The organism is Pseudomonas sp. WS 5027 (genome assembly GCF_012985695.1).
Lineage (GTDB): Bacteria > Pseudomonadota > Gammaproteobacteria > Pseudomonadales > Pseudomonadaceae > Aquipseudomonas > Aquipseudomonas hygromyciniae.
Genome location: NZ_JAAQWU010000017.1, coordinates 123962 through 148220, shown reverse-complemented (window position 1 = coordinate 148220; position 24259 = coordinate 123962). Strand labels below are relative to the sequence as shown.

Sequence of the window (24259 nt, the reverse complement as noted above, 5' to 3'; positions counted from 1 at the left end):
CTGTCAAGTGGTTATTTTCAGAAGTTTTCGAGGATTTTCTCAACAACTTCAACCACTTGCGCTTCCGATCTCTCGTTAGCGGGAGGCGAATTCTACAGCGTTACACGCTGCTGTCAACACCTCTTTTTCAACTTCCTTTTAGCTTCGATGAACTAAAGCAACCTACTGCCGAAAACTTCGTAACTCATTGTTTACCAAGGAGTTTTCCGTTTCGACTGCGCCGGAAGTGGGGCGAATTATAGACAGATATAATTCGCCGTCAACCGCTAATTCCAGGTTTATTCGGATTTAAGCGTAATACGCGCAAATGCCTTCTTGCCGGCCTGACAAACGTGGGTCGCACCCAGCTCGTATATAAAGGTGCGATCGACAACCTCACCATCTATACGCACACCGCCAGACCCCAGAAGATCACGCGCCACGGCCGAGTTCTTCACCAGGCCCGCCTTATTAAGGACAGCAGCGATCGGCATTGCCTCGGCAGCAGTCAATTCAATCTCCGGCAGATCATCCGGCAACTCGCCATCCTTCATGCGATTACCCGCAGCACGGTGAGCGCTGGCCGCAGCCTCTTCACCATGGAAGCGCGCAACAATCTCTTCCGCCAGCTTGATCTTGACGTCCCGCGGGTTCGCACCAGCCTCTACGTCGGCACGCAATGCATTGATCTCATCCATGGAGCGGAAGCTCAACAGTTCGAAGTAACGCCACATCAGCGCATCCGGAATAGAAACCAGCTTGCCGTACATCACGCCTGGCGCCTCCTGGATGCCGACATAGTTGCCCAACGACTTGGACATCTTCTTCACGCCATCCAGCCCTTCCAGCAATGGCATGGTCAGAATGCATTGCGCCTCCTGACCATACGCACGCTGCAGCTCACGCCCCATCAGCAGGTTGAACTTCTGATCGGTACCACCCAGCTCGACATCCGCACGCAGAGCCACAGAGTCATACCCTTGAACCAGCGGGTACAGGAACTCGTGAATCGCGATAGGCTGATTGGTGGAATAGCGCTTATCGAAGTCATCGCGCTCAAGCATCCGCGCAACGGTGTACTGGGACGTCAGGCGAATGAAGTCCGCCGGCCCCATCTGATCCATCCAAGTAGAGTTGAACGCGACCTCGGTCTTGGCCGGATCAAGAATCTTGAAGACCTGGGTCTTGTAGGTCTCGGCATTATCCAGAACCTGCTCACGGGTCAGCGGCGGGCGTGTAGCACTCTTACCGCTCGGATCACCGATCATCCCGGTGAAGTCACCTATAAGGAAGATCACCTGATGCCCCAGCTCCTGGAACTGACGCAGCTTATTAATAAGCACGGTGTGACCCAGGTGCAGATCCGGTGCCGTCGGATCAAAGCCAGCCTTAATACGCAGGGGCTGGCCACGCTTGAGCTTTTCGATCAGCTCGGCCTCGACCAACAGTTCTTCCGCACCACGTTTGATCAGCGCTAGCTGCTCTTCAACCGACTTCATAACAGACCCGCAAGGCTCAGATTCAAAGGGAACCAACCATACAAGATCAGGGACTAATTACAAGTTTTGCCCTGCAAACGAACACCATTCGGCGAGCCCTGCATTCGCGAGCTTGCACCACAGATGATTTGGTTATATTTTATACAGTTATTTCATCTTCATCATGTCATTCATCTTTTCCACTTCATCTTTTCAAAGTCAAAATTACCTATGACCACTGAACCGTCTAAAGCGCCGCCGCTTTACCCGAAGACCCACCTGCTCGCCGCAAGTGGTATCGCCGCCCTTCTCAGCCTGGCACTCCTGGTATTCCCTTCCAGTGACGTAGAAGCCAAACGAACGACCTTAAGTCTTGACTTGGAGAGCCCGGTTGAACAACTGACACAAGATCAAGACGCTTCTGACGCGCAACAAGCCACAACCGCAAGCGTCGAGTCGCCGTTTGCACAGATCGAAGACAGCACGGATGACACCAAGACAACCGCCCAGGCAGCACCTGCACCCAAGGTAGCAAAGGGCCCCGAGCACCGTGAAGTAATCGTGGCCAAAGGCGACACGCTGTCGACGCTGTTCGAGAAAGTCGGCCTTCCAGCCGCGACCGTTAACGATGTACTGGCCAGCGATAAGCAAGCCAAGCAATTCACCCAGCTCAAGCGCGGCCAGAAACTTGAGTTCGAGCTGAACCCAGAAGGTCAACTGACCACGCTGCACACCAACCTCAACGATCTTGAAAGCATCACCCTAACCAAGGGCGCCAAGGGCTTCGCTTTCAATCGCGTGACCACCAAGCCGGTGATGCGCTCTGCCTATGTACACGGTGTTATCAACAGCTCACTGTCACAGTCCGCAGCCCGCGCAGGCCTGTCCCACAGCATGACCATGGACATGGCCAGCGTATTTGGCTACGACATCGACTTCGCTCAGGATATTCGCCAGGGTGACGAATTCGACGTGATCTACGAGCAAAAGGTAGCCAACGGCAAGGTCGTCGGTACCGGCAATATCCTGTCGGCGCGTTTTACCAATCGCGGCAAGACCTACACCGCCGTGCGTTACACCAACAAACAAGGCAACAGCAGCTACTACACCGCCGATGGCAATAGCATGCGCAAGGCTTTCATCCGTACTCCGGTTGACTTCGCCCGTATTAGCTCGCGTTTTTCCATGGGCCGCAAGCACCCAATTCTGAACAAAATTCGCGCCCACAAAGGTGTCGACTATGCAGCACCGCGCGGCACACCGATCAAGGCGGCCGGCGATGGCAAGGTACTGTTGGCCGGACGTCGCGGCGGCTACGGCAATACCGTCATCATCCAACACGGCAACAGCTACCGTACGCTATACGGGCACATGCAAGGCTTTGCCAAAGGCGTGAAGACCGGCGGCAACGTCAAGCAGGGTCAAGTGATTGGCTACATCGGCACCACCGGCCTGTCCACCGGCCCACACTTGCACTATGAGTTCCAGGTCAACGGCGTGCACGTCGACCCACTGGGCCAGAAGCTACCAATGGCCGACCCGATCGCCAAGGCCGAGCGCGCGCGTTTCCTTCAGCAAAGCCAACCGCTGATGGCACGCATGGACCAGGAACGCGCCACCATGCTGGCTTCGGCGAAGCGCTAAGCGATGGCGCTCTATATAGGTGTCATGTCCGGGACCAGCCTTGATGGCCTGGACATTGCGCTGATCGAGCAGGATACGGCGGTCAACCTGATCGCCACCCATTACATCCCCATGCCTGAGTCCCTGCGTGTCGAACTGCTAAGCCTTTGTGCCAGCGGCCCTGACGAGATCGCGCGATCGGCGATTGCCCAGCAAAACTGGGTAACACTCGCCGCTCAGGGCGTCCATGCCCTGCTTGAGCAACAGCAACTCACACACCACGATATCCGCGCGATTGGCAGTCATGGACAAACCATTCGCCACGAGCCCGCCCGCGGTTTTACCGTGCAGATTGGCAACCCCGCCTTATTGACTGAGCTGACCGGAATAACCGTGGTCAGTGACTTTCGTAGCCGCGATGTAGCCGCCGGTGGCCAGGGTGCGCCGCTGGTGCCAGCCTTTCACGAAGCGCTGTTTGGCGAGGCTGGCGGCAATCGCGCAGTACTCAACGTCGGCGGCTTCAGCAATCTGAGCCTGATCGAGACCGACAAACCGGTAGCTGGCTTTGACTGCGGCCCGGGCAATGTCCTGCTGGACGCCTGGATTCACCAGCAAAGGGGCGATAACTTTGACCGTGGCGGCCAATGGGCTGCGACAGGAAAGATCCAACCCCAATTACTGACCGCACTGCTCAGCGATCCCTTCTTCCTGACCAAGGGCCCTAAAAGCACGGGGCGCGAAGTCTTCAACCTGCCCTGGCTGGAATACCACCTCGGTCGATTGCCATCATTCAGTGCGCAAGATGTCCAGGCCACACTGCTGGAACTGACGGCGCAGACCATCGTCGAGTCGTTGCAAAGCGCACAACCGCAAACCGAAACTCTGCTGGTATGTGGTGGCGGCGCCCATAACACAACACTGATGAAGCGTATCGCAGCCTTGCTGCCGGCCACTCGCGTCAGCAGTACTGCCACCCACGGTGTAGACCCCGACTGGGTGGAGGCCATGGCCTTCGCCTGGCTGGCCCATTGCTGCCTTGAAGGTATCGCCGCCAACCGCCCAAGCGTTACCGGTGCCCGCGGCCTTCGCGTACTTGGCGCGATCTACCCCGCCTGACACACAGATAGCAAAACGCCGCTTGACCCCATAAGAGCCAAGCGGCGTTTTGCCTATCCGCTATCGATCAGATCGAGAACGACGAACCGCAACCACAAGTCGTGGTGGCATTCGGATTTTTGATCACAAAGCGCGAGCCTTCCAAACCTTCCTGGTAATCCACCTCGGCACCTGCCAAGTACTGGAAGCTCATCGGATCCACGACCAGGCTTACGCCCTCGCGCTCGACGATGGTGTCGTCATCGGCCACATCTTCATCGAAGGTAAAGCCGTACTGAAACCCTGAACAACCGCCGCCCGTAACGAATACGCGCAGCTTCAAGCGATCATTACCCTCTTCATCGACCAGGCTCTTCACCTTGTGCGCAGCACCGTGGGTGAATTGCAAAGCCGTGGGGGTGAAGGATTCAACGCTCATGCTGATAATCTCCCGGCGTAGCGCCGCCATATGCGTGATGGCGGCCATTATCCGCTTCTCCTAGAAAAGCGGTCAACTATTGTTACGGTATATCAATCTGCGTAGCCGCCCTTAAAAACGCAAAAGGCCCGATCAACGGGCCTTTTGCACTGCAGCCGACGCTTTAAGGCAGCATGCCGGCATGGGACAAACCGAGCTTCTCATCGAGGCCGAACAAGATGTTCATGTTCTGCACAGCCTGGCCCGACGCGCCTTTGACCAGGTTATCAATGACCGACAGCACCACGACCAGGTCGCCGTCCTGCGGACGATGCACGGCGATCCGGCATACGTTGGCGCCGCGCACGCTACGGGTTTCCGGGTGGCTGCCAGCTGGCATCACATCGACGAACGGTTCATTGGCATAGCGTTTTTCAAACAGTGCCTGCAGGTCCACCGAGCGATCCTTGACGGTTGCATACAGCGTCGAGTGAATCCCACGGATCATCGGGGTCAGGTGCGGCACGAACGTCAGACCGACGTCACTGCCGGCAGCCCGACGCAGGCCTTGGCGAATTTCCGGCAAGTGGCGATGCCCTTTTACGGCATACGCTTTCATGCTTTCCGAGGTCTCGGAGTACAAGGAGCCTACGGCCGCACCACGACCAGCGCCGCTGACGCCCGACTTGCAGTCGGCAATCAGGCACGAAGCATCCGCCAGACCGGCTTCGAGCAGCGGCAGAAAGCCCAACTGGGTCGCCGTCGGATAGCAACCTGGCACGGCAATCAGGCGCGCCTTGCTGATCTGCTCGCGATTGACCTCAGGCAAACCATACACCGCCTCCTCAAGCAGCTCCGGAGCACCGTGGGGCTGGCCGTACCAATTGGCCCACTCATCGGCATCCTGCAGGCGGAAGTCCGCCGAGAGGTCGATGACCTTGGTCCCGGCCGCCAGCAACTCACCCGCCAAGGCATGGGCAACCCCATGTGGTGTGGCGAAGAACACGACGTCGCAGGCACCCAGGGTCTTGATGTCCGGAACGCTGAACGCCAGGCCATCGTAATGGCCGCGCAGGTTCGGATACATATCGGCAACGGCCAGGCCAGCCTCGGATCGGGAGGTGATGACCACCACCTCAGCTTGCGGATGCTGAGCCAACAGACGCAGCAATTCGACACCGGTGTAACCCGTGCCGCCGACGATACCGACCTTGACCATAAACCTGCCCTCAACGAACCCACTGGAAAGCCGTCGATAATAGGGGTCGTATCGTTCTGCGACAACCGTCAACGTGACGTGCGCGCACTCTAACCTCTACTATCTCCAGTCACCGTGAACCTGGGAATAACTAAAAATGCTTTATCTATGGCTCAAAGCCTTTCATATCGTCAGCATTGTCTGCTGGTTTGCCGGGCTGTTTTACCTGCCGCGCCTGTTCGTCTACCACGCACAAAGCCAGGATGCCGTCAGCCAGGAGCGCTTCAGCCTCATGGAACGCAAGCTGTACAAGGGCATCATGCTGCCGGCGATGATCGCCACCCTGGTATTCGGCATTTGGTTGATCAGCCTAAACCCAAGCGTCTTCAGCCAGGGTGGGTGGATGCACGCCAAGCTGACCCTGGTGGTGCTCCTGATCGGCTACCACCATATGTGTGGCGCCCAGGTAAAACGTTTTGCCCGTGGCGAAAACACCCGCAGCCATGTCTTTTATCGCTGGTTCAATGAAGTGCCGGTTCTGATATTGCTGGCTATTGTAATTTTGGTCGTCGTAAAGCCGTTCTAACTCTAATCAGCCGCACTTAAACCGGGGTACTTCCAATGTCGCTGCCCGCTTTGCTTGAACAACGCCTGCGCCTGCCTGTGGTGGCTGCGCCGATGTTCCTGATTTCCAATCCGCAACTGGTCCTGGCGTGCTGTCGCAATGGCGTGGTCGGGAGCTTCCCGGCACTCAACCAGCGCGAAAGCAGCGGGTTCAAGGCTTGGCTGGAAGAAATCGAAGCGGGCCTGGCGCTGCTGGACAACCCCGCGCCTTACGCGGTCAACCTGATCGTGCACAACAGCAACCCGCGCCTTGAGGCTGACCTGGCGATCTGCGTCGAACACAAGGTGCCGATCGTTATCACCAGCCTGGGTGCGGTCAAGGAGTTGGTAGATGCCGTACACAGCTACGGCGGCCTGGTGTTCCACGACGTCACCACTCGGCGCCATGCCGAAAAAGCTGCCGAAGCAGGGGTCGACGGGCTGATCGCAGTGGCGGCAGGGGCTGGCGGCCACGCGGGCACCTGGAGCCCATTCTCGCTGATCGCCGAAATCCGCCAGTTTTTCGACAAGACCCTGCTGCTGGCCGGCTGCCTGAACCATGGCCACGAGATCCTCGCCGCGCAATTGATCGGTGCTGATCTCGCGTATTTCGGTACACGTTTCATCGGTACCACTGAAAGCCACGCCCCCGATGCCTATAAAGAGATGCTGCTCACATCGCGGGCAGCCGATATCGTGCACACTCCGGCGGTGTCCGGCGTGCCCGCCAGTTTTATGCGTCAAAGCCTGGAAAGCGCCGGTTTCGACCTCGCCGCCCTGCAAGGTAAGGGTGAGATCAACTTTGGCTCCAAGCTCAAGCCACTCAGCGACGAAGCCAAGGCCTGGAAGACTGTTTGGTCCGCGGGCCAGGGCGTCGGTGAAATTAACGATTTGCCCAGCGTCGATGAACTGGTTGCCCGTCTCGATGCCGAATACCGCAAGGCGCGCGAGCAAGCGGTACAATTGCGCTGGCCACGCTGACACACCCGCCAGGCCTGCCGATTGAAGCAGGCCTGCATTACCCCCCTGAAAAGTGACAAGGATGCCCGCATGAGCGACAACCGTTTCAAGATTGTGTTTGATGGAGCCCTGCTCCCGGGTGTCGAAAGCACCACCGCCAAGCTGAACCTGGCCGAATTGTTCAAAAGCGACGTCGAAGCGATCGAAAAGCTGTTCACCGGGCGCCCGGTCGCCCTGAAGCGCGACCTGTCTCACCCCGATGCCGAAACCTACCTGGCGGCCCTGAAGAACGCCGGTGTTGATGCACGTATCGAAGCCGAACAACCCGTGGCCTTCAGCCTGGCTGAAACTCATGAGACCGATTCCGGCCGCTCTGACTTCTCAAGACCAACTGCTTCGCCATACGCACCGCCGCGCGCAGCTGTCGGGGATAATCTTCCAGAGTTTTCCACCCTCAAGGTGTTTACCGTCAACGGCCGTATCGGGCGCCTGCGCTTCCTGGCCTGGACCCTGGTGCTGAGCCTGGCGATGTTCGCCCTCGTGGGCGCCCTGTTCACCGTGGGCCTGGGCATTGCCGCAGTATCTCCCACCGCCGCGATGATCATTGGCTCACTGCTTGGTTTCGTCGTGCTCGTGGCGTCTGTGTGGATCAGTGTCCAGATCACTGTGCAGCGCCTGCATGACCTGGGCTGGTCCGGCTGGTTATGGTTCCTGAACCTCGTACCGATTGTGGGCAGCATTTTCCCGATCCTGCTGATCGTGTTGCCAGGCAATGCGGGCGCCAACCAATATGGTGCGCCACCGCCACGCAACTCGACCGCAGTGAAGGTCCTGGCCACCCTATGGCTAGCGCTGCTTCCATTGATTTTCGCCACTATGGTGATGCTGGCCATGGGCGGTTACCTGGACCAGCTCGAAAGCAGCGTGGACGGCGGCTATGAAAGCAGCTCCATGACCACCGATGAAGACGCTGACCAGAGCGTCATCGTCGGTGAAGAAGACGTGCAAAGTGCTGACGATGCGGCCGAACCTGTAGACTCTCCGGAAGAATGAAGAAACGCCCCACGCCTGTGACGCATCTGTCGCAGGCTCGGTGGCGTTGCGATGGAGAAACGCATGACCCGTTACGCTCTGATCACCGGCGCCTCCAGTGGCATCGGCCTGGCCTTGGCCGAAGCACTGGCCCGGCGCGGCCGCAGCTTGATTCTGGTGGCCCGCCAGCGTGATCAGTTGGAAAGTATTGCCATAGAACTGACCCAACGCTTTGGCGTCGAGGTGTTGTTCCGTGCCTGTGACCTGGGCGAGCCGTTGCGCCTGTCCGGGTTCCTGCTGGAGCTGGAAGAAGGCGAGCGGCAGATCGACTTGCTGGTCAACTGCGCCGGCATCGGCACCAGCGGGCCATTCCTGGCCCAGGATTGGATGACCGAGCAAGACCTGATCGAAGTCAACATCCTGGCCCTGACTCGCCTGTGCCACGCACTGGGCAATTCCATGGCCCTGCACGGCGGTGGGCAGATTCTCAACGTCGCTTCGGTTGCAGCCTTCCAGCCGGGGCCTTGGATGAGCACCTATTACGCCAGCAAAGCCTATGTGCTGCACTTCTCCGAAGGCCTGCGCGAAGAGCTGAAGAGCTGCGGCATCAAGGTTTCAGTGCTTTGCCCCGGCCCAACACGCACCGCGTTCTTCGGCACCGCACAGATGGACACCGCCAAGCTGGGCGGCCTGCAGTTGATGAGCCCGGAAGAAGTGGCTCTGCACACCGTACGTGCCTTGGCCAAGAACAAAGCGATCATCGTTCCCGGTCGCCGTAACCGCTGGCTGGCGTTCAGCCCGCGCTTGAGCCCACGCTGGCTGACCCGCAAGATTGCCGGCGCAATCAACAAGGCCTATTGCCCGCGCTGACCTGCTGAGTACACTCACCCTGCACTTTCATAATGGAGAAACAGCTGTGGATACTCTGTTCACCAAGATCATCAACAGAGAAATACCCGCGAGGATTATCTACGAGGATGACCAGGTCCTGGCCTTCCACGATATTGCGCCAATGGCCCCCGTACATTTTCTGGTGATTCCGAAAAAGCCGATCCGCACCCTCAACGACCTGACGGAAGAAGACAAAGGCCTGGCTGGACACATCCTGTTCACCGCCCAGCGCCTGGCCGTGGAACAAGGTTGTGAAAAAGGTTTTCGCGTAGTCATGAACTGCAATGAGGATGGCGGCCAGACCGTCTATCACATTCATATGCATGTATTGGGTCAACGCCAGATGAACTGGCCACCGGGCTGAAGCCCTATTGCAGGAGCCTGCTTGCCGGCGATGGCGGCCTCAAGAGCCCCATCGCCGGCAAGCAGGTCCTTGTAAGAAGCATGACCCAGCGCAAACGCACGCCCCTCTCTTGCGGTAAACTGGCCGCCGAGATTTTTCCCGGAGGTCAGCATGACTACCCAACGTCACTACTCGCCGATTGACCGACTGCTGCTGCAAGCCGACACGGCCATGCGCACGCTGCTACCTTTCAGCGGCCAGCCGTATCGCCCATCACCGGCCATCGTGCAACCCGAAGCGCAAATGAGCGAGACTGATACCCGTCATGTCGCCGGCCTGATGCGTATCAACCATACCGGTGAAGTCTGTGCCCAGGCGCTGTATCAGGGCCAGGCCTTGACTGCCAAGCTGCCGCAAGTACGTGCCGCCATGGAGCATGCCGCCGAGGAAGAAATCGACCATTTGGCCTGGTGCGAACAACGTATCCGCCAGTTGGGCAGCCACCCCAGCGTGCTGAACCCACTGTTTTATGGTTTATCGTTTGGTATCGGCGCCGCTGCTGGCTTGATCAGCGACAAGGTCAGCCTGGGCTTCGTCGCCGCGACCGAGCATCAGGTATGCAAGCACCTGGATGAGCACCTGGAACAACTGCCGGCCGAGGACGAAAAGTCCCGGGCGATTCTTGAGCAGATGCGTATCGACGAAGAACACCACGCAGAAAGCGCGCTGAATGCCGGCGGCTTCCGCTTCCCGGCGCCGGTAAGGTTTGGCATGAGCCTGATGGCCAAGGTCATGACCAAAAGTACTTACCGCATTTAAACCTCACACGAACATTGTAGGAGCGAGCTTGCTCGCGAAAAACTCAAGGACACCGCGGGCAGCCTGACTAAACCCGTTATCGTTGGCGTTCTTGGCGAGCAAGCTCGCTCCTACAAAAGGTCAACCCAGCTCAATGATCTCGTAATCATGAGTAATGGCCACACCGGCCGCGCCGAGCATGATCGAGGCCGAGCAATACTTCTCTGCCGACAGTTCGATAGCCCGCTTGACCTGCGCTTCCTTCAGCGCGCGCCCCTTGACCACAAAATGCATATGGATCTTGGTGAATACCTTCGGGTCTTCGGTAGCGCGTTCGGCCTCCAGAAAGGCTTCGCAGCTTTCCACCGCCTGGCGCGACTTCTTCAGGATGCTGACCACATCGAAGTTACTGCAGCCGCCCACGCCAAGCAGGAGCATTTCCATGGGCCGTACACCCAGATTGCGACCACCGGCTTCCGGCGGGCCATCCATGACCACCACATGGCCGCTGCCCGATTCACCGAGGAACATGGCTTCGCCCGCCCATTGGATGCGTGCCTTCATCGCCCAGACTCCACTGCTAAAAAAGGGGCGCCAGCTTATCACAGGCCCCCGCGAGCGCAGTGTTCTGCCGCAAGACCATCAACAGTAGGCCTTGATAGATAAATTCCCTGATCGAGTCAGAATGTGTCTGTTAAGCTGGCGCCAAATCAATGGCGCATTGCCATCCATTGGATGGACCTCGCTCGATAAAAATACAAGCCCAACCACACCGTGCAGTCTTTTCGGGATACAACCATGGTTGCTGTTACCCCCACACCCAAGATCAAGAACCTCGATAAGTTACTGACCCATTGCCAACGCCGGCGCTACCCAGCCAAGCAGAACATCATCTGCGCCGGGGAGCGCTCGGAAACCCTGTTCTTCATTATCAAAGGTTCGGTCACCATTCTGATCGAGGATGAAGACGGCCGCGAAATGATCATCGCCTACCTCAACACCGGTGATTTTTTCGGGGAACTGGGGCTGTTTGAGCAAGCCGGCAAAGAACAGGAGCGTAGCGCCTGGGTGAGAGCCAAGATCGAGTGTGAGGTCGCGGAAATCAGCTATGCAAAATTTCGCGAGCTGGCCCAACAAGATCCGGAGATTCTCTATGCCCTGAGCGGCCAGATTGCCCAGCGCTTGCGCAACACCACGCGCAAAGTCGGCGACCTGGCGTTCTTCGATGTCACCGGACGCGTCGCCCGCTGCCTGCTGGAGCTGTGCAAGCAGCCAGATGCCATGACCCATCCCGACGGCATGCAAATCAAGGTCACTCGCCAAGAAATCGGGCGGATCGTCGGTTGTTCGCGGGAGATGGTCGGTCGGGTGCTCAAGGATTTGGAGGAGCGCAACCTGGTTCACGTCAAAGGCAAGACGATGGTGGTGTTTGGCACCCGCTAGTGCGCAAAGACCGGCGCCAGCATCTGGCGGTATAAACCGTCGAGGCGGCTGATTGCATCCGGCGCAGCAAAAGCTTCATGCAGGGCGATATGGCTGTCGGCGCGAACCCGTTGTTCAAGGCCGCACGCCTCATTGAAGCGGTTGACCGCAGCAATCAGCTCCTCGCGATGGTTATCCAGCAACAGCGCGCCATGCACCAGGCCCACCGGGCGCCCGCCACTCTGGCGCCAGCGCTGGGCAGTACCGACCATTTTGCGTCCGTCGAGATTGACGTTATAGCGGCCATCGCAAAAGGCGCCGTCGATTTCGCCTAAAGAAGCATCGCCGCCCAACTCAGTCAGCAAATCGCAGATGGGTTGGCACAGACGCAAGTACCCGGTTTCAATCCGGCCCTGGTCGCCTTCACTGCGCGGCGGTGCGTAGACCAGAGCGATATTGACCGTGGCACTCGATTGCGGCACCGGTTCACCGCCGGTTTCCCGCAGCAATACCGGCCAACCGTGGGCTGCCGACACTTGGCTCGCCGCTTCAAACGCAGGCAAGCGGCTCAGGCGGCGAGGCATCACCAATGCCTGGTCGCTGGGTTGCCAGAACAGCAGCCCGAATGATTGCTCACCCGCACAGACGGCGGCCAGCAAGTCCTGCTCGGCGGCAAGGCCTGCTTCAACGGTCATCGCTACGGGCTGGATCATCGGGCATTTACCTCTCTGAATAAACACAAAAGCAAATGTGGGAGCTGGCTTGTGTGGGAGCTGGCTTGCCTGCGATAGCGATGTATCAGTCGCCAATGCGTTGACTGAAAGTCCGCTATCGCAGGCAAGCCAGCTCCCACAGTGACCGCGTTTCAAGTCAATCCAGCGTCGAACCGCTGACTGGCATACCACGCTCCGGGAAAAACAGGCGCTGCAACTCAGCCCCCGGATTCTCCGCACGCATAAAGGTCTCACCGACCAGGAACGAATAGACGTCGCTGATTTCCATCAACTCTACATCCGCACGATTGACGATCCCGCTCTCGGTAATCACCAGGCGGTCGCGGGGAATTCGCGGCAGCAGGTCCAAGGTGGTTTCGAGGTTGACTTCAAAGGTGTGCAGATTGCGGTTGTTGACCCCCACCAATCTCGTATCGAGGGTTTTCAGCGCACGCTCCAGTTCGTCACCGTCGTGGACTTCAACCAGCACATCCAGGCCCACGCCTTTGGCAACTGCCGCCAGTTCGGCCATCTTTACGTCGTCCAGCGCCGAAACGATCAGCAGCACGCAATCGGCGCCCAATGCCCGGGCCTCGACGATCTGGTACGGGTCGATCATGAAGTCCTTGCGGATCACCGGCAACTTGCACGCAGCACGGGCCTGTTGCAGGTAAGCGTCGGAACCCTGGAAGTAGTCGATATCGGTCAGCACTGAAAGACAGGTCGCCCCACCCTTCTCGTAACTGGCGGCAATTTCTGCCGGCACGAAGTGCTCGCGGATCACCCCCTTGCTCGGCGAGGCCTTTTTGATCTCTGCGATCACCGCAGGCTGCTTGAGCTTGGCCTGGGCGATCAGCGCATTGGCGAAGCCGCGCGGCGCATCGGCGCTTTTCGCCAGGCCTTCCAGCTCGGCCAGGCTCACGCGGGCGCGGCGCTCGGCCACCTCTTCAACTTTGCGGGCGAGGATGTTTTCCAGGACTGTTGGCACACTCATCCTTCATTCTCCATTTTGAATACGGCCGTGAATGCTCCCAGCTCTTCGAGCTTTTCGCGAGCCAGCCCCGTATGCAGCGCATCGTGGGCTAAGGCGACACCTTCTGTAAGACTATAGGCGTGATCGGCTGCGTAAAGTGCCGCGCCAGCATTCAGAACAATCATCTCAGCCGCTTTCTGGCCGTTTTCAGTCTTGCGGCGCCCCAGGGCATCGCGAATCAATTCCAGGGAGGCCGCCGGGCTTTCCACCGCCAGGCCATGCAGGCTCTGGCTCTTCATACCCAGATCTTCTGGCTCGACCCAGTATTCGGTGACTTGGTCGTTCTTCAGCTCTGCCACAAAGGTCGGCGCGGCCAGGCTGAATTCATCCAGGCCGTCCTTGGAGTGCACCACCAGCACATGTTTGCTGCCCAGGCGCTGCAACACTTCGGCCAATGGCCGGCACAGCGCCTGGCTGAACACGCCCACCACCTGATGTTTCACACCGGCCGGATTCGTAAGCGGGCCAAGCATGTTGAACAGGGTGCGCAGACCAAGGTCCTTGCGCGGGCCAGCGGCGTGCTTCATCGCCCCATGGTGAGACTGGGCAAACATAAAGCCGATGCCGACGTTATCGATGCAGCGTGCCACCTGCACCGGTGTCAGATTCAGGTAGATACCGGCCGCTTCCAGCAGGTCGGCACTGCCGCTCTTGCCCGATACGGCACGGTTGCCATGCTTGGCCACGGTGCAGCCGGCGGCCGCCACCACAAAGGAAGACGCCGTCGATACGTTGAAGATATTCGCTCCGTCGCCGCCGGTGCCGACCACATCGACTACACCGTCGAGGGTCTTGAGCTCGACCTTGTCCGCCAGCTCGCGCATCACTGAAACGGCGCCGACGATTTCGTCGATGCTCTCGCTCTTCATGCGCATGGCCATCATAAAGGCGCCAATCTGCGCATCGGAGCATTGACCGGTCATGATTTCGCGCATGACATCGCTCATTTCAGCGGTGCTCAGGTCCAGATGGCCGACGACACGGCTCAGGGCAGTCTTGATATCCATGGAAGGTCCTTAGCGCGTGCCGCCGCTCTGTTTGAGAAAATTGGCGAACAGCTCGTAGCCCTGCTCGGTCAGAATCGATTCGGGGTGAAATTGCACCCCTTCGACATTCAGTGTCTTGTGTCGCAGGCCCATGATCTCGTCGACCGAGCCGTCTTCCAACTGGGTCCAGGCTGTCAGTTCCAGGCATTCGGGCAAGGTCTCGCGCTTGACCACCAGCGAGTGGTAGCGCGTCACCGTCACCGGCAGGTTCAGGCCGTGGAATACGCCCAAGTCGTTGTGAAACACCGGGCTGGTCTTGCCATGCATCACTTGGCGTGCGCGCACGACGTCACCACCAAAGGCCTGGCCGATGGACTGGTGGCCGAGGCACACGCCGAGGATTGGCAACTTACCGGCAAAGTATTTGATGGCCTCCAGGGAAATGCCCGCCTCTGTCGGCGTGCAAGGGCCAGGCGAAACCACGATGCGCTCCGGGTTCAGGGCGGCGATTTCGGCGACTGTCAGTTCATCGTTGCGCACCACCTTGACCTCGGCACCGAGTTCACCCAGGTACTGCACAACGTTGTAGGTAAAGGAGTCGTAGTTATCAATCATCAGCAACATGTGGGTTCAAACCTCTTGAATTCACTGATTTCAAATGACCGCCTTCCAAGAGAGTGACCCGCTGCCAGACGCACTTTCCAGTTGCCAGGATTAGCCGGCAAGGGGCATCGAACAAAGGGTGAAGAAGGCAAATCGGTACAGGTCCGGCCGGGCCGGCAGAGAAAATTCAGGCGCGCCAACGCCAACGGGCGTGTGCCTTGACTACTCGCATCAAGAGTTTGCTGATGATCAACACGGGGAGGGTCTCGTTCATACGTTCCCGCACAGTAACGTAGCCTCGCCGACGGTGCAATATGGAGCAGCAAATACGGGGTTGATGACCGAGGGTTTGTAAGAAAAAACGTTTTTCCTCGCAGAAAACTCCCACTACATTGCTAGTGTTCCACTTCCGATACAAAAACAATCACATGGAATTGCGTATGCTCAGACCATCTTTTGTTGCGCCCCTTGCCGGCTGCCTCTTGGCACTCGCCTGCGCGCAGGCGTTTGCAGCACCTTCACCTTATTCAACCATGGTCGTTTTCGGCGATAGCCTGGCCGACGCGGGCCAGTTTCCCGATGGTTTGTCTGGCGCCAGCTTGCGCTTCACCAACCGTACCGGTCCGACCTTCCAAGGCGACTATGGCCTGGTGTCATCAACCCTGCTGGGCTCGAAACTGGGCGTAGCGCCAAACGACCTGAATGCCTCCACCTCGCCGGTTCGCGCGGCACAAGGCTTGCCCGACGGTAATAACTGGGCGGTCGGCGGCTACCGTACCGACAACATTCTGGATTCCATCACCTCGGTCTCCAACACCGCGATCCCACCCGGCAATGCGGGCGCTGGCACTGTGTTGCGCAGTCGCCAGGGTTATCTGCCGGCAAACGGTGGGCGCGCCGACCCTAACGCGCTGTATTTTCTGTCAGGTGGCGGTAATGACTTCCTGCAACAGCGCGTCGGTAGCCCGGGCGACGCCGTTGCCGCAGGTGGGCGCCTGGCCGACAGCGCCCAAGCCCTGCAACAAGCCGGCGCACGCTACATCATGGTGTGGATGCTACCCGACCTGGGCCTGACACCTGCCATCAACGGCACACCACAGCAGGCAGCGACCTCCGCCCTGAGTAATATTTTCAACCAGGCATTGGTACAACGCCTGTCGCAGATCGATGCCCAGATCATCCCGTTGAATATTCCACTGTTGTTGCAGGAATCCTTCGCCGACCCGGGCCGATTTGGCCTGGCGACCGGGCAAAACCTTACCGGTACCTGCTTCAGTGGTAATAGCTGCACCGCCAACCCCACCTATGGCATCGGTGGCACCAACCCGGATCCGACCAAGTTGATCTACAACGACTCGGTCCACCCCACCGTCGCCGGGCAGCGCTTGATCGCCGACTACGCCTATTCGCTGCTCGCCGCCCCCTGGGAGCTGACTCTGCTACCGGAAATGGCCCAAGGCACCCTGCGTGCGCACCAGGATGAGTTGCGCAACCAATGGCAGGCAGACAATGGCAACTGGCAGGCCGTCGGCCAATGGCGCGCCATTGTGGCCGGCGGTGGCCAGCGCCTGGACTTTGATGATCAACGCAGCTCCGCCAGTGGCGACGGCAGTGGCTATAACCTGAATGTCGGTGGCAGCTATCGGCTCGACGACAGTTGGCGCGTAGGTGTTGCAGCCGGGCTGTATCGCCAGACCCTCGAAGCCGGCGCCAGCGACTCGGACTACAAGCTCAACAGCTACATGGGCAGCGCATTCGCGCAGTATCAGCACAATCACTGGTGGGCCGATGCCGCGCTGACCGGCGGCCGACTGGACTTCGACAGCCTCAAGCGCAAGTTCGCCCTGGGCGTGAGCGAAGGCTCCGAAAAAGGCGACACCGACGGCTGGCTCTGGGCCTTGAGCGGCCGTGTGGGTTATGACATTGCCGGGGTCGGCAGCGATTGGCACCTGTCACCGTTCATCAGCGCTGACTACGCGCGGGTCGAGGTCGATGGCTACGGGGAAAAAGGTAGCCGCTCCACCGCATTGACGTTTGATGACCAGCAACGCGATTCCAAGCGCCTGGGAGTTGGTCTGCAGGGCAGCTACCGGGTCACCCCACAAACCCAGGTGTTTGGCGAAGTGGCTCACGAGCATGAGTTCGAGAATGACACCCAGAAGGTGAACATTTCGCTCAACAGCGTGCAGGGGATCGACTTCAAGCTGGACGGCTACACGCCCCGCAGCAACTCCGACCGTTTGAGCCTCGGGGTCAGCCACAAGCTGACTCAGGAGCTGGCGTTGCGGGCGGCCTATAACGTAAGGAAGGATGACAGCGTGACCCAGCAGGGAGTCAGTGTCGGGGTGAGCCTGGATTTCTAATACGGTCGCAAGTCCAACGTAAAACCAATGTGGGAGCGGCGGTGCGACGATTCGACTTGCCCGCTCCCACACAAACCCGCCCCACAGCTGGATCTGGACCGGCCGTCAGTCCTGCGGGCTCTGCTCGGCCAACGCCACCGCCCGGAACATCGCCCGGCGTTTGTTCAGGGTCTCTTCCCATTCAAGGGCCGGTACCGAGTCAGCAACAATCCCGCCGCCCGCCTGCACATGCAGTTCGCCGTCCTTGATCACCGCCGTGCGGATCGCAATGGCGGTGTCCATGTTGCCATTCCACGCAAAGTAGCCCACGGCACCGCCGTAGACACCACGCTTGACCGGTTCCAGTTCGTCGATGATTTCCATCGCGCGGATCTTCGGTGCGCCAGACAAGGTGCCCGCCGGCAGAATTGCGCGCAGCGCGTCCATTGCCGTCAGGCCGGCCTTCAGCTCGCCGGTAACGTTGGAGACGATGTGCATCACATTGGAGTAACGCTCGATCACCATTTTCTCGGTGAGTTTCACCGAGCCGATTTCCGAAACGCGCCCGGTGTCGTTACGCCCCAGGTCGATCAGCATCAAGTGCTCGGCGATTTCCTTGTCGTCAGACAGCAGGTCTTCTTCGAGCGCCAGGTCGGCCTCTTCGGTCGCGCCACGGGGGCGGGTGCCGGCAATCGGGCGCACGGTGATCAGGTTATCTTCGACACGCACCAGCACTTCTGGCGAGCTGCCCACCACGTGGAAGTCGCCAAAGTTGAAGAAGTACATGTACGGCGTCGGGTTGAAGCAGCGCAGCGCCCGGTACAGGTCGATGGGCGCCGCCTTGAAGTCGATGGACATACGCTGCGACGGCACCACTTGCATGCAGTCACCGGCGAGGATGTATTCCTTGATGGTATCCACCGCACGCTCGTAGTCATCCTGGGTAAAGCTGGAGCGAAACACCGGATCGGCCGCCGGCGGACGGCTGAGGTCCAGGCCGCGACGCGGGGTGATCGGTTGGCGCAGCTTGTCCAGCAGGGCTTCGAGGCTGGCCTGGCCTTGCTCGAACGCATCGGCCTGGGCCGGGTCGGCGAGGACGATCGCGTGCATCTTGCCGGCCAGGTTGTCGAACACCACCACCGCGTCGGAAACCATCAGCAGGATATCCGGCACCCCCAACGGATCGGGGTTCGGGCATTTGCCCAGGCGCTGTTCCACGTAACGCACGCAGTCGTAGCCGAAATACCCCACCAGGCCGCCATTGAAACGCGGCAGGCCAGGAATGGTCGGCACGTTGTAGCGCGCCTTGAACGCTTCGACGAAGGCCAGCGGGTCTTGCACATCGTGGCTTTCGATCTCGACGCCGTCATGGGTGATGCTGACGTGATGGTCATGCACCCGCAAGACCGTGCGGCACGGCAGACCAATGATCGAGTAACGGCCCCACTTTTCACCGCCCTGCACCGATTCCAGCAGATAGGAATTGGGCTCGTCGGCCAGTTTCAGGTAGATCGACAGCGGCGTATCGAAGTCGGCCAGGGTTTCCCGGGCCATGGGGATGCGGTTGTAGCCGGCAGCGGCCAAACGCAGGAATTCTTCGCGGATCATGAGGTGCCTCGTGGCGTGAGGGTCTAACGGTCAGGTATGCAAACGTGCCGCAGCGCGGCCAGGATCAGTCAGGCGCGCCAACGCCAGCGGGCCAGGGCCTTGATGACTTTCATCCAGAGTTTGCGAGTGACCACCACGATGGGATTTCCAGAAGGGGATGGGACAGCGTCGGGCAACGTTATCTCAGCGCCCGCTCCCAAGCAACCGGGGATTAGCAGTCGCAGGTCATCAATGACCAACGCCGGCGACTCTTCAGCAATCGGCCGGCCATGGTTGTAGCCGTAGCTCAGGGCTACGCACTGCACGCCCGCCGCTTTTGCCGCCAGCACATCACTGCGCGAATCGCCGACAAACAGCGACTGGGACGCCGGGATATTGGCCATTTTCATCACAAAGAACAGCGCCGCTGGATCGGGCTTTTTCTGCGGCAGAGTATCGCCGCCGATGATCCAGCGGAAATACCGGCCGATCTTCATCTGGTCCAGCAGCGGCGCAACGAAGCGTTCCGGCTTGTTGGTGATCAGGGCCATTTCCACGCCCTGCTTGTGCAGCCACTTGAGGGTATCGCGTACGCCGGGGTAAACCACGGTCAGTTCGTGGCCGTCTTCGTAGGCGGCGTTGAACAGTTCCAGCGCGTGCTCGGCCTCCACGTCATCGACTCCCTCGGCATCGATGTGATTGGCCAGGGCCCGGCGCACCAGCATCTGCGCGCCGTTACCGACCCAGTCGCGCACCGACTCGATACCCACAGGCTTGCGCCCCAGTTTGAGCAGCATCTGGTCCACCGCCACTGCCAGGTCCGGCACCGAGTCGACCAGGGTGCCGTCCAGATCGAACATCACCAGCCGTGGCAACTTACCGGGGAACAACTGCTCAAAACCGCTCATGGACGCGCCAGCGCCAGTTCTGCACGCATCTTGGCGATCACCGCCTGATAGTCAGGGGTGTTGAAGATCGCCGAACCGGCGACGAAGGTGTCGGCGCCCGCCGCCGCGATGTCACGGATGTTGTTGACGTTGACCCCACCGTCGATCTCCAGGCGGATATCGCGGCCAGAGGCATCGATCAACGCACGAGCTTCACGCAGCTTGTCGAGGGTGCCGGGGATGAACTTCTGCCCGCCGAAGCCTGGGTTGACGCTCATCAGCAAGACCATGTCGACCTTGTCCATCACGTACTTGAGCGTGTCCAGCGGCGTCGCCGGGTTGAATACCAGCCCGGCCTTGCAACCGCCTTCGCGGATCAACTGCAGGGAGCGGTCGATGTGCAGCGTGGCTTCCGGGTGGAAGGTGATATAGGTCGCACCGGCTTCGATGAAGTCACCGATGATGCGGTCCACCGGGCTGACCATCAGGTGCACATCGATAGGCGCGGTCACGCCGTATTTGCGCAGTGCTGCACAGACCATCGGGCCGATGGTCAGGTTCGGCACATAGTGGTTGTCCATGACATCGAAGTGTACGAAGTCGGCACCGGCGGCCAACACGTTGTCCACTTCTTCACCCAGGCGGGCGAAGTCGGCAGAGAGGATCGATGGAGCAATAACGAAGGGCTGCATGACGCACCTTTTCTGAGCTAAATCACGATGGCGCGCATTGTATACCTCATGCTTTGTTGCGCGCACCGTGACCTGACTCAATGGCTAATAGGCGGCGCGGTAGATTTTCTCGATATCCGCCGCGCTGAGCTTGCGCGGATTGTTGCGCATCAGGCGCTCGATTCCCGCTGCTTCTACCGCCATGGCCGGGATCGCCTCCTCGGGCACGCCGAAGCTGCGCAGGCCTTGGGGAATTTCCACTGCGGCACATAGCCGCGTCATCGCCTCCACCGCCTGGTCGGCAGCGTCGTTGATACTCAAGCCGCTGACATTCACGCCCATGGCCTGGGCAATGTCCTGCATGCGCTCGACACAGGCCAGCTTGTTCCAGTGCATCACGTAGGGCAGCAACAACGCGTTGCTCACTCCATGGGCAATATTGAAGCGCCCGCCCAACGGATAGGCCAACGCATGCACCGCGCCCACCCCGGCATTGCCGAACGCCATGCCGGCCATCAGGCTGGCGGTGGCCATATCGTCACGCGCCTGCAGGTGGGCCGGGTTGGCATAAGCCTTGGGCAAAGCCTTGGCGATCAACTTGATCGCACCGATGGCCAAGGCATCGGTGATCGGCGAGGCGTTCAGCGACAGATAGGACTCGATGGCATGCACCAGGGCATCCACACCACTGGCAGCCGTGACACTGCGCGGGCAGGTCAGGGTCATTTGCGGGCTGATCAGCGCGACATCCGGCAGCAGGTAGTCGCTGACGATGCCTTTTTTCAATTGCGCGGCCTTGTCCGAAAGAATCGCCACATTGGTCACCTCCGAACCGGTGCCGGCGGTGGTAGGTATGGCAATCAGCGGCGGCCCCTTGCGCGGCACCTGGTCCACGCCGAACAAATCCGCGAGGGCGCCGTGATAACCGGCATAGGCGGCAACACTCTTGGCGATATCAATGGCACTGCCACCGCCCACGCCGATCAGGCCGTCATGCCCGCCCTCACGGTAGACCTGCATGCAGTCCTCGACGATGGCGACTTCCGGGTCGGGCAGCACCCGGTCGAAAATCTCGTAGGGGCGATCACCCAACTGCGCCAATGCCAGTTGCACCGTGCCGGACTTGACCAACGCGGCATCGGTAACAATCAGCGGGTTATCGATATCCAGCCGGGTCAACTCGGCGGCCAATTGCTCGATGGCGCCTGGGCCGGTGAGCAGTTTGTGGGCGATCTTGAATGAGGAGGTACTCATGTGCGCGGCCTCTTATAAGTTGGGGGGCTGGCACAAGAATAGCTGGGGAATGTGGGTTGTCTGCCATTCAGCGGCTGAATGGCCCCCAGAGAGCACATATCCAATGTGGGTGCGGCGGTGCGACGATTCGACTTGCTCGCGAATGCGTTGGGTCAGCCAATACATGTACTGACTGGCACACCGCATTCGCGAGCAAGCCCGCTCCCACATTTTGATCTGTGCTTGGCGTCAGACCTGTGCGGTGCGCAGTTTTTCGCTACGCCCACGTAGCCACTCCAGGGTCAGCAGCAATACCACCGAGAAGGCAATCAGCAAGGTTGCCGCGGCGGCAATGGTCGGGCTGAGGTTTTCGCGGATGCCGCTGAACATCTGCCGCGGCAAGGTCGCCTGCTCGGGCCCGGCGAGGAACAGCGTCACCACCACCTCATCGAAGGACGTGGCAAAGGCAAACAGCGCCCCGGAAATAACCCCCGGCGCAATCAGCGGCAGCGTCACCCGGCGAAACGCGGTCAACGGCGATGCTCCCAGGCTGGCCGCCGCCCGCACCAGGTTATGGTTGAACCCCTGCAAGGTCGCCGACACGGTGATGATCACAAACGGCACGCCCAGCACCGCATGCACCACGATCAACGAAAAGAAGCTGTTGCCCAGTCCCAGCGGAGCGAAGAACAGGTAACTGGCCACGCCGATAATCACCACGGGCACCACCATCGGCGAAATCACCAAGGCCATCACCAGCGCCTTGCCGGGGAAGTGGCCGCGAGTCAGACCGATGGCCGCCAGCGTACCGAACACCATCGCCAGCACCGTGGCCGCCGGGGCGACGATGATGCTGTTCTTCAAGGCGCGCATCCATTCCGCCGAGGCGAAGAAGTCCTGGTACCAGTGCAGCGAAAACCCCTGCAACGGGTACACCAGGAAACTTCCGGAGTTGAATGACAGCGGGATGATCACCAACACCGGCAGGATCAGGAACAACAGGATCAGGCCGCATAGGATCCGCAAGCTGTAGAACCACACCCGTTCGATGGGTGACATGTAAGGACTGCTGGACATATCAGGCGCTCCTCAGCTCAGGCGCAGGCGGCTGGCGCCCACCAGCCAGTTGTAGATCAGGTACAGCACCACGGTCGCCAGCAGCAGCAAGCCGCCTAGCGCGGTGGCCATGCCCCAGTTGATGCTGGTGTTGGTGTAGAACGCCACGAAGTAGCTGACCATCTGGTCGTTCGGGCTGCCCAGCAGCGCCGGGGTGATGTAGTAACCAATCGCCAGGATAAACACCAACAGGCAACCGGCACCGACGCCTGCATAGGTTTGCGGGAAGTACACCCGCCAGAAACTGGCAAACGGGTGACAGCCCAGGGAAATCGCCGCGCGCATATAGGTCGGTGAAATACCCTTCATCACGCTGTAGATCGGCAGAATCATGAACGGCAGCAGGATATGCACCATGGAGATGTAGACCCCGAGCCGGTTGAATACCAGTTCCAGGGGTTTGTCGATGATGCCCATGCTCATCAGCGCACCGTTGATCAAGCCGCCGGACTGCAGCAACACAATCCACGCAGCGACCCGCACCAGCACCGAGGTCCAGAAGGGCAGCAACACCAGGATCATCAACAGGTTGCTCTGGCGCGCCGGCAGGTTGGCCAGCAGGTACGCCAGCGGATAGGCCAGCAGCAGGCAGCACACGGTAATCACCAGGCCCATCCAGAAGGTCCGGGCGAAGATATCCAGGTAGATCGCCTGGTCCGGCGTGGCCGGGGCAACTTCGCCCAGGTCGTCGATCCGATGATCGACCGCCGCCAGCAGGTAATAAGGCGTCAAGCTGCTGGTATTGCGGCGGATTGCCTGCCAGTACGCCGGGTCGCCCCAGCGTTCGTCGAGGTTTTCCAGCGCTTCTTTATAAGAGGCCGGCACTTCGCTGAACGGCAGCGCCCGCGCGGTTTTGGTCAGCAGGCTGCGATAGCCCGCCAGTTCCATGTTCAAGCGCTTGGACAGATCGCCCAGGGTCTGGTTTTTGCGGGCTTCGCCCAAGTCCTCGCTGACAGCCTGGTACACCGGCTCGCCGGGCAGGCCGCGACCATCCCAGGCGGTAACCGCCACCACGGTACGCGGCAAGCCGGCGACCACCTCCGGGTTACCGACGCTTTTATAGAGCAGCGCAACGATGGGCACCAGGAACACCAGCAGCAAAAACACCACCAGTGGCGCGATCAAGGCCTGGGCCTTCCAGCGGTTAAGCCGCTCGGCCCGCGCCAGGCGTTGCTTCAAGCTGGGGGTGGTGACCTCGTTCGAGGGAACGGCGATGGCCATGGCAAGCTCCGGGTAACGAAAATAAAT

24 protein-coding genes are annotated in these 24259 nt (G+C 59.7%); 10 read left to right on the top strand and 14 right to left on the bottom strand.

What is annotated here, in order from left to right:
* Nucleotides 1-278 precede the first annotated feature (278 nt).
* Nucleotides 279-1478: a tyrosine--tRNA ligase gene (tyrS, locus tag HBO09_RS20615; RefSeq protein WP_145157402.1), complete on the bottom strand. Its 1200-nt coding sequence runs from the start codon at nt 1476-1478 to the stop codon at nt 279-281.
* A 210-nt stretch (nt 1479-1688) separates the two neighbouring features.
* On the opposite strand from tyrS, the gene HBO09_RS20610 reads away from it, so the two are divergent.
* Together HBO09_RS20610 and HBO09_RS20605 are read left to right on the top strand one after the other, a co-directional pair.
* Nucleotides 1689-3101 carry a peptidoglycan DD-metalloendopeptidase family protein gene (locus tag HBO09_RS20610; protein WP_169997889.1) on the top strand — a complete coding sequence of 471 codons (1413 nt, stop codon included), beginning with the start codon at nt 1689-1691 and terminating at the stop codon, nt 3099-3101.
* 3 nt (nt 3102-3104) lie between these two features.
* Entirely contained in the window at nt 3105-4196 is a 1092-nt protein-coding gene (locus HBO09_RS20605; protein WP_169997891.1) for an anhydro-N-acetylmuramic acid kinase, read from the top strand.
* A 67-nt stretch (nt 4197-4263) separates the two neighbouring features.
* On the opposite strand, the gene erpA is transcribed toward HBO09_RS20605, so the two are convergent.
* Both erpA and argC read right to left on the bottom strand, forming a co-directional pair.
* Nucleotides 4264-4614 (bottom strand): iron-sulfur cluster insertion protein ErpA, encoded by a 351-nt coding sequence (gene erpA, locus HBO09_RS20600; protein WP_003176443.1) that lies wholly within the window; start codon nt 4612-4614, stop codon nt 4264-4266.
* 163 nt (nt 4615-4777) lie between these two features.
* Complete coding sequence (gene argC / locus HBO09_RS20595; RefSeq protein ID WP_169997893.1) at nt 4778-5812, bottom strand: N-acetyl-gamma-glutamyl-phosphate reductase; 1035 nt, start codon at nt 5810-5812, stop codon at nt 4778-4780.
* A gap of 136 nt (nt 5813-5948) precedes the next feature.
* On the opposite strand from argC, the gene hemJ reads away from it, so the two are divergent.
* The 6 genes from hemJ to coq7 all read left to right on the top strand — a co-directional run bounded on the left by hemJ (nt 5949) and on the right by coq7 (nt 10439).
* Complete coding sequence (gene hemJ, locus HBO09_RS20590) at nt 5949-6377, top strand: protoporphyrinogen oxidase HemJ (RefSeq protein ID WP_169997895.1); 429 nt, start codon at nt 5949-5951, stop codon at nt 6375-6377.
* Nucleotides 6378-6412: 35 nt separating this feature from the next.
* Nucleotides 6413-7375, top strand: coding sequence for a nitronate monooxygenase family protein (locus HBO09_RS20585; protein WP_169997897.1), 963 nt, complete (start codon nt 6413-6415; stop codon nt 7373-7375).
* Between the two features lie 69 nt (nt 7376-7444).
* A complete protein-coding gene (locus HBO09_RS20580; RefSeq protein WP_169997899.1) occupies nt 7445-8407 on the top strand; it encodes a DUF805 domain-containing protein in 963 nt (320 codons plus the stop codon).
* Nucleotides 8408-8470: 63 nt separating this feature from the next.
* On the top strand, nt 8471-9256 hold the full coding sequence (locus tag HBO09_RS20575; RefSeq protein ID WP_169997901.1) for an SDR family oxidoreductase: 786 nt from the start codon (nt 8471-8473) through the stop codon (nt 9254-9256).
* Between the two features lie 46 nt (nt 9257-9302).
* A complete protein-coding gene (locus tag HBO09_RS20570; protein ID WP_032858506.1) occupies nt 9303-9641 on the top strand; it encodes a histidine triad nucleotide-binding protein in 339 nt (112 codons plus the stop codon).
* 150 nt (nt 9642-9791) lie between these two features.
* Nucleotides 9792-10439, top strand: a complete 648-nt coding sequence (gene coq7 / locus HBO09_RS20565; RefSeq protein ID WP_169997903.1) for a 2-polyprenyl-3-methyl-6-methoxy-1,4-benzoquinone monooxygenase — start codon at nt 9792-9794, stop codon at nt 10437-10439.
* Between the two features lie 120 nt (nt 10440-10559).
* Here coq7 and HBO09_RS20560 read toward each other — a convergent pair whose 3' ends face one another.
* Nucleotides 10560-10982, bottom strand: coding sequence for an OsmC family protein (locus tag HBO09_RS20560; protein WP_005792019.1), 423 nt, complete (start codon nt 10980-10982; stop codon nt 10560-10562).
* A gap of 234 nt (nt 10983-11216) precedes the next feature.
* Between HBO09_RS20560 and crp the strand changes: the two genes are divergently transcribed.
* Nucleotides 11217-11861: a cAMP-activated global transcriptional regulator CRP gene (gene crp / locus HBO09_RS20555; RefSeq protein ID WP_169997905.1), complete on the top strand. Its 645-nt coding sequence runs from the start codon at nt 11217-11219 to the stop codon at nt 11859-11861.
* Here crp and HBO09_RS20550 read toward each other — a convergent pair.
* From HBO09_RS20550 to HBO09_RS20535, 4 genes are all read right to left on the bottom strand, one after another.
* A complete protein-coding gene (locus tag HBO09_RS20550; protein ID WP_169997908.1) occupies nt 11858-12553 on the bottom strand; it encodes a lipoate--protein ligase family protein in 696 nt (231 codons plus the stop codon). The two genes, crp and HBO09_RS20550, sit on opposite strands and share 4 nt — an antisense overlap.
* A 157-nt stretch (nt 12554-12710) precedes the next feature.
* On the bottom strand, nt 12711-13547 hold the full coding sequence (trpC, locus tag HBO09_RS20545; protein ID WP_169997910.1) for an indole-3-glycerol phosphate synthase TrpC: 837 nt from the start codon (nt 13545-13547) through the stop codon (nt 12711-12713).
* A complete protein-coding gene (gene trpD, locus HBO09_RS20540; protein ID WP_169997912.1) occupies nt 13544-14593 on the bottom strand; it encodes an anthranilate phosphoribosyltransferase in 1050 nt (349 codons plus the stop codon). The genes trpC and trpD overlap by 4 nt, the downstream gene beginning before the upstream one ends.
* 9 nt (nt 14594-14602) lie before the next feature.
* Entirely contained in the window at nt 14603-15196 is a 594-nt protein-coding gene (locus tag HBO09_RS20535) for an aminodeoxychorismate/anthranilate synthase component II (RefSeq protein ID WP_169997914.1), read from the bottom strand.
* Nucleotides 15197-15615: 419 nt separating this feature from the next.
* Here HBO09_RS20535 and estP point away from each other — a divergent pair, with 419 nt between their 5' ends.
* Complete coding sequence (gene estP, locus HBO09_RS20530) at nt 15616-17538, top strand: esterase EstP (protein WP_169997916.1); 1923 nt, start codon at nt 15616-15618, stop codon at nt 17536-17538.
* Nucleotides 17539-17643: 105 nt separating this feature from the next.
* On the opposite strand, the gene trpE is transcribed toward estP, so the two are convergent.
* The 6 genes from trpE to HBO09_RS20500 all read right to left on the bottom strand — a co-directional run bounded on the left by trpE (nt 17644) and on the right by HBO09_RS20500 (nt 24232).
* Nucleotides 17644-19125, bottom strand: a complete 1482-nt coding sequence (trpE, locus tag HBO09_RS20525) for an anthranilate synthase component I (protein WP_169997918.1) — start codon at nt 19123-19125, stop codon at nt 17644-17646.
* A 68-nt stretch (nt 19126-19193) separates the two neighbouring features.
* Nucleotides 19194-20012, bottom strand: coding sequence for a phosphoglycolate phosphatase (locus HBO09_RS20520; protein WP_169997920.1), 819 nt, complete (start codon nt 20010-20012; stop codon nt 19194-19196).
* Nucleotides 20009-20683, bottom strand: a complete 675-nt coding sequence (rpe, locus tag HBO09_RS20515) for a ribulose-phosphate 3-epimerase (protein ID WP_029296776.1) — start codon at nt 20681-20683, stop codon at nt 20009-20011. The genes HBO09_RS20520 and rpe overlap by 4 nt, the downstream gene beginning before the upstream one ends.
* 84 nt (nt 20684-20767) lie before the next feature.
* Nucleotides 20768-21916 carry an iron-containing alcohol dehydrogenase gene (locus HBO09_RS20510; protein ID WP_169997922.1) on the bottom strand — a complete coding sequence of 383 codons (1149 nt, stop codon included), beginning with the start codon at nt 21914-21916 and terminating at the stop codon, nt 20768-20770.
* 228 nt (nt 21917-22144) lie between these two features.
* On the bottom strand, nt 22145-22972 hold the full coding sequence (locus HBO09_RS20505; protein ID WP_029296783.1) for an ABC transporter permease: 828 nt from the start codon (nt 22970-22972) through the stop codon (nt 22145-22147).
* Nucleotides 22973-22984: 12 nt separating this feature from the next.
* Complete coding sequence (locus tag HBO09_RS20500) at nt 22985-24232, bottom strand: ABC transporter permease (protein WP_169997924.1); 1248 nt, start codon at nt 24230-24232, stop codon at nt 22985-22987.
* Nucleotides 24233-24259 lie beyond the last annotated feature (27 nt).

Coding starts and splice junctions, on each gene's coding strand:
- HBO09_RS20580 (WP_169997899.1), top strand. CDS start 7,445: ATGAGCGACAACCGTTTCAAGATTGTGTTTGATGGAGCCCTGCTCCCG.
- estP (WP_169997916.1), top strand. CDS start 15,616: ATGCTCAGACCATCTTTTGTTGCGCCCCTTGCCGGCTGCCTCTTGGCA.
- HBO09_RS20605 (WP_169997891.1), top strand. CDS start 3,105: ATGGCGCTCTATATAGGTGTCATGTCCGGGACCAGCCTTGATGGCCTG.
- erpA (WP_003176443.1), bottom strand. CDS start 4,614: ATGAGCGTTGAATCCTTCACCCCCACGGCTTTGCAATTCACCCACGGT.
- HBO09_RS20520 (WP_169997920.1), bottom strand. CDS start 20,012: ATGAGCGGTTTTGAGCAGTTGTTCCCCGGTAAGTTGCCACGGCTGGTG.
- coq7 (WP_169997903.1), top strand. CDS start 9,792: ATGACTACCCAACGTCACTACTCGCCGATTGACCGACTGCTGCTGCAA.
- argC (WP_169997893.1), bottom strand. CDS start 5,812: ATGGTCAAGGTCGGTATCGTCGGCGGCACGGGTTACACCGGTGTCGAA.
- HBO09_RS20505 (WP_029296783.1), bottom strand. CDS start 22,972: ATGTCCAGCAGTCCTTACATGTCACCCATCGAACGGGTGTGGTTCTAC.
- HBO09_RS20575 (WP_169997901.1), top strand. CDS start 8,471: ATGACCCGTTACGCTCTGATCACCGGCGCCTCCAGTGGCATCGGCCTG.
- HBO09_RS20550 (WP_169997908.1), bottom strand. CDS start 12,553: ATGATCCAGCCCGTAGCGATGACCGTTGAAGCAGGCCTTGCCGCCGAG.
- HBO09_RS20500 (WP_169997924.1), bottom strand. CDS start 24,232: ATGGCCATCGCCGTTCCCTCGAACGAGGTCACCACCCCCAGCTTGAAG.
- crp (WP_169997905.1), top strand. CDS start 11,217: ATGGTTGCTGTTACCCCCACACCCAAGATCAAGAACCTCGATAAGTTA.
- rpe (WP_029296776.1), bottom strand. CDS start 20,683: ATGCAGCCCTTCGTTATTGCTCCATCGATCCTCTCTGCCGACTTCGCC.
- HBO09_RS20535 (WP_169997914.1), bottom strand. CDS start 15,196: ATGTTGCTGATGATTGATAACTACGACTCCTTTACCTACAACGTTGTG.
- trpE (WP_169997918.1), bottom strand. CDS start 19,125: ATGATCCGCGAAGAATTCCTGCGTTTGGCCGCTGCCGGCTACAACCGC.
- hemJ (WP_169997895.1), top strand. CDS start 5,949: ATGCTTTATCTATGGCTCAAAGCCTTTCATATCGTCAGCATTGTCTGC.
- trpD (WP_169997912.1), bottom strand. CDS start 14,593: ATGGATATCAAGACTGCCCTGAGCCGTGTCGTCGGCCATCTGGACCTG.
- trpC (WP_169997910.1), bottom strand. CDS start 13,547: ATGAGTGTGCCAACAGTCCTGGAAAACATCCTCGCCCGCAAAGTTGAA.
- HBO09_RS20510 (WP_169997922.1), bottom strand. CDS start 21,916: ATGAGTACCTCCTCATTCAAGATCGCCCACAAACTGCTCACCGGCCCA.
- tyrS (WP_145157402.1), bottom strand. CDS start 1,478: ATGAAGTCGGTTGAAGAGCAGCTAGCGCTGATCAAACGTGGTGCGGAA.
- HBO09_RS20560 (WP_005792019.1), bottom strand. CDS start 10,982: ATGAAGGCACGCATCCAATGGGCGGGCGAAGCCATGTTCCTCGGTGAA.
- HBO09_RS20585 (WP_169997897.1), top strand. CDS start 6,413: ATGTCGCTGCCCGCTTTGCTTGAACAACGCCTGCGCCTGCCTGTGGTG.
- HBO09_RS20610 (WP_169997889.1), top strand. CDS start 1,689: ATGACCACTGAACCGTCTAAAGCGCCGCCGCTTTACCCGAAGACCCAC.